Consider the following 3,649-nt stretch of genomic DNA (forward strand, 5'->3'; position numbering starts at 1 on the left):
GGAGCCGTACCGGCTCGACCGGATCCTCACCCAGCTGCTGCGCTCCGGCTGGCTGGACGGTGTCGCGGGCATCGGCCTCGGCTCCTGGGCGCAGTGCGGCCCGTACGAGGAGGTCCGCGCCCTGCTCCTGGACCGGCTCGGCGGCCTGGGGGTGCCGGTCGTCGAGGAGCTGGGCTTCGGCCACGGCGAGACGAATCTGACCATGCCACTGGGCGTCCCCGGCGTCCTCGACGCGGACAGCGCCACCCTCACCCTGGACGTCCCGGCGCTGGTCTGACTCCTCAAGCCGTCCGGCTCCTCAAGCCGTCCGGACGGGGTGTTGGTTAAGCTGGCGGGATGCCCGAAACCACCACCCAGCTCGGCGCGGGTCCGCGCGCGGTCATCCGTCCCTACCGGTCCGAGGACGCCGAGGAGTTCACCGCGCTCGCCCGGGAGAGCAAGGCGCTGCACCACCCCTGGCTCTTCCCGCCCGACGACGCCGAGGCGTTCGCCACGTACGTGAGCCGGTTCACCGGCCCGTCCGGCGCGGGCGGCCCGGCCGGCGTCGGAGGCGCCGCCGGTTATCTCGTCTGCTCCCGCTCCGACGGCCGGATCGCCGGGTACGTGAACGTGAACAACATCGTCAGAGGAGCCTTCCGCAGCGGGGCCATCGGCTACGGCGCGTTCGCCCACGCGGCGGGCCAGGGCCTGATGTCGGAAGGGCTGGCCCTGGTGATGCGGCACGCCTTCGGCCCGCTCGGACTGCACCGTCTCGAAGCCAACATCCAGCCCGCCAACACCCGTTCCATCGCGTTCGTCCGGCGTGCGGGATTCCGCCTGGAGGGCTACTCGCCGGACTTCCTGTACATCCACGGCGCCTGGCGCGACCACGAACGCTGGGCGGTCACCGCAGGTCCGCAATCCGCTTGAGGGACGGACCGTACCCGGCGAGAATGATCGGTATGGCTCCTGTCGTGGTGATCGACGCGCCCTCCAACCTGGGGCTGCGGCCCCCGGCGCCCGGGACGGTGCCCGGCTGCTACAAGCTCGCGGGAGCCCTGCGCGAGCAGCGCATCGTCCAGCGGCTCGGTGCCTTCGAGGGCGGTGTCGTCGTCCCGCCGCGCTACGACCGCGGCGACTGGCAGGAGGGCGACGGGGTCTTCAACGCCGCCGCCATCGCCGCGTACACCCCCCGGCTCGCCGACCGGATCGAGCGCCATGTCAGGAGCGGTGACTTCCCGGTGGTCCTGGGCGGCGACTGCTCGATCCAGCTCGGCGCCTCGCTCGCGCTGCGCCGGATCGGCCGCTACGGGCTGGCCGCCGTCGACGGCTCCGCCGACTTCCGGCACCCGGGCAACTCGGCCGCGGTCGGCGCGGCGGGCGGCGAGGAGCTGGCCATCTCCACCGGACGCGGTCAGGACGACCTCGCCGACCTGGAGGGGCTGCGCCCCTATCTGCGCGACGAGGACGTACGGCTGCTCGGCATCCGCGACGAGGACACGGACCGCGCCGAGCTGGCCCGGCTGCGTATCCCGACCGTGTCCGTGGGCGAGATGCGCCAATGGGGCGTGGCCGAGATGGCCGCCGGCGTTCTGCGGACCCTGGAGACGCCCGCCACCGACGGATTCTGGGTGCATCTCGACGCCGACGTCCTCGACCCGGCGGTGATGCCGGCGGTCGACGCCCCCGACGCGGGCGGCCTCCTGCCGGACGAACTCGCCGTGCTGCTGCGCACCCTGGTGCGCTCCGAGCGCTGCGTCGGACTGAACGTGACCATCTACGACCCGGACCTCGACCCGGACGGCAGCGCGGGCGCCATGTTCACCGATGTCATCGTGGGAGCCTTCGGCGACGACAAGGACTGACGCCTGTCCCGCGGTTCAAACCTCTGGGGCCCCTGGTCAGTGCGGCGGTCAACGTGTTCCATGGTCGACGGGCCACCGGCCGAAACGGAGCCGCCGGCCGCCCGCGGACGAAAGCGAGGCTGCCATGGCCACGACTGTGCGACGTGCCGTACTGACCCTGCCCGCCGCCCCCGTCGGGCCGGAGAACCCGCTGCCCGCCCTGCGGCCCCTCGACGAGACGCACACGATCGACGAGCGCGACAAGGCGGACCTGCCGCGCGACATGGCCCGGCAGATCGGCTACGAACCGCTGCGCACCCTGCTGCCCGTACGGGTCCTCGACGGGTACGGACGCGACCGCGCCGAGACCGGCATCGACACGATCGTCATCGAGAACGAGCACCTGCGGGTGACGGTCCTGCCGGGGCTCGGCGGCCGGATCCAGTCGCTCCTCCACAAGCCGACCGGCCGCGAACTGCTCTACCGCAACCCGGTGCTGCAGCCCGCCTGCTTCGCGCTGAACGGCGCCTGGTTCTCCGGCGGTATCGAGTGGAACATCGGCGCGACCGGCCACACCACGCTCTCCTGCGCCCCGCTGCACGCCGCTGTCGTGCCCGCGCCCGACGGCGGGCAGATGCTCCGGCTCTGGGAGTGGGAGCGGCTGCGGGACCTGCCGTTCCAGGTGGACCTGTGGCTCCCCGACGACGCCGCCTTCCTCCGGGTCGGCGTCCGGATCCGCAACCCGCACGACCGTCCCGCGCCGGTGTACTGGTGGTCCAACATCGCCGTCGAGGAGAACGAGCACACCCGGGTGCTCGCCCCCGCCGACGAGGCCTGGCACTTCGGCTACGAACGCAGCCTGCGCCGGGTCCCCGTACCCGAGTTCCGGGGGGCCGACCGTACGTACCCGCTGCGCGGCGAGTTCCCCGCCGACTACTTCTACGAGGTGCCGGCCGACGAGCGGAAGTGGATCGCCTCCCTCGACGGCGCGGGGCAGGGGCTCGTCCAGACCTCGACCGATGTGCTGCGCGGCAGGAAGCTGTTCGTCTGGGGCGCGGGCACCGGCGGCCGGCGCTGGCAGCGCTGGCTCACCGAGCCGGGCACGACCGGCTACGCGGAGATCCAGGCGGGTCTCGCCCGCACCCAACTGGAGCATGTACGGCTCGAAGGCGGCGGGGAGTTCAGCTGGCTGGAGGTGTACGGCCCGCTCGAAACCGACCCGGACCTCGTCCACGGGGCGGACTGGGGTACGGCACGCGCCGAGGTGGCGGACCGGCTCGAAGCGGCCTTCCCGCGCGCCGACGTCGAAGAGGCGTACCGGGCATGGCTGCCGTACGCCGACGCCGAACCGGGCGAACGGCTGGCGACGGGCTCGGGCTGGGGCGCGCTGGAGACGCTGCGGACGGGCCGTCAGCTGCCCGGCACGCCCTTCGACCCGTCGACGCTCGGCGCCGAACAGGCCCCGTGGGCCGAACTGTTGGCGGGCGGCGCGCTGCCCGAGCAGCGCACGCCGGCCCCGCCGGGCCCGACACTCGTCGCGCCGCACTGGCGCGACATGCTGGAGACCGCGCCCGCCGAGCCGCTCACCGAGTACCACCTCGGGGTCGCGCAGTGGCACGCGGGCGATCTCGCCCAGGCGGTACGGAGCTGGGAGCGCGGCCTCAAACTGGCGCCCGCGCGCTGGCCGTTGCTGCGCTGTCTGGCCGCCGCCGACCAGCGGGGCGGCAACACGGAGCGCGCGGCCGACCAGTACGCCGAGGCGTTCGACGACCTGTGCGAGCAGCGCCGCGACGACGGCCCCGGCTGGACGGCAGCGACGGCCGCGC

At 73.5% G+C, this 3,649-nt stretch carries 3 protein-coding genes and 1 pseudogene; all 4 read left to right on the forward strand.

Going from position 1 to position 3,649, the window contains the following annotated elements; all coding sequences use genetic code 11:
* Positions 1–277: pseudogene (locus HY68_RS25170) on the forward strand (LD-carboxypeptidase); the annotation flags it as partial.
* Positions 278–336: 59 nt separating this feature from the next.
* On the forward strand, positions 337–909 hold the full coding sequence (locus tag HY68_RS25175) for a GNAT family protein (protein WP_041992632.1): 573 nt from the start codon (positions 337–339) through the stop codon (positions 907–909).
* Between the two features lie 32 nt (positions 910–941).
* The gene (locus HY68_RS25180; protein WP_041992634.1) at positions 942–1,844 is read left to right on the forward strand and encodes an arginase family protein; all 903 of its coding nucleotides are present in this window, start codon (positions 942–944) and stop codon (positions 1,842–1,844) included.
* 124 nt (positions 1,845–1,968) lie between these two features.
* On the forward strand, positions 1,969–3,649 hold a 1,681-nt coding region (locus tag HY68_RS25185; protein ID WP_041992636.1), incomplete at its 3' end, for a DUF5107 domain-containing protein.

It is taken from the genome of Streptomyces sp. AcH 505 (assembly GCF_000818175.1).
Classification (GTDB): domain Bacteria; phylum Actinomycetota; class Actinomycetes; order Streptomycetales; family Streptomycetaceae; genus Streptomyces.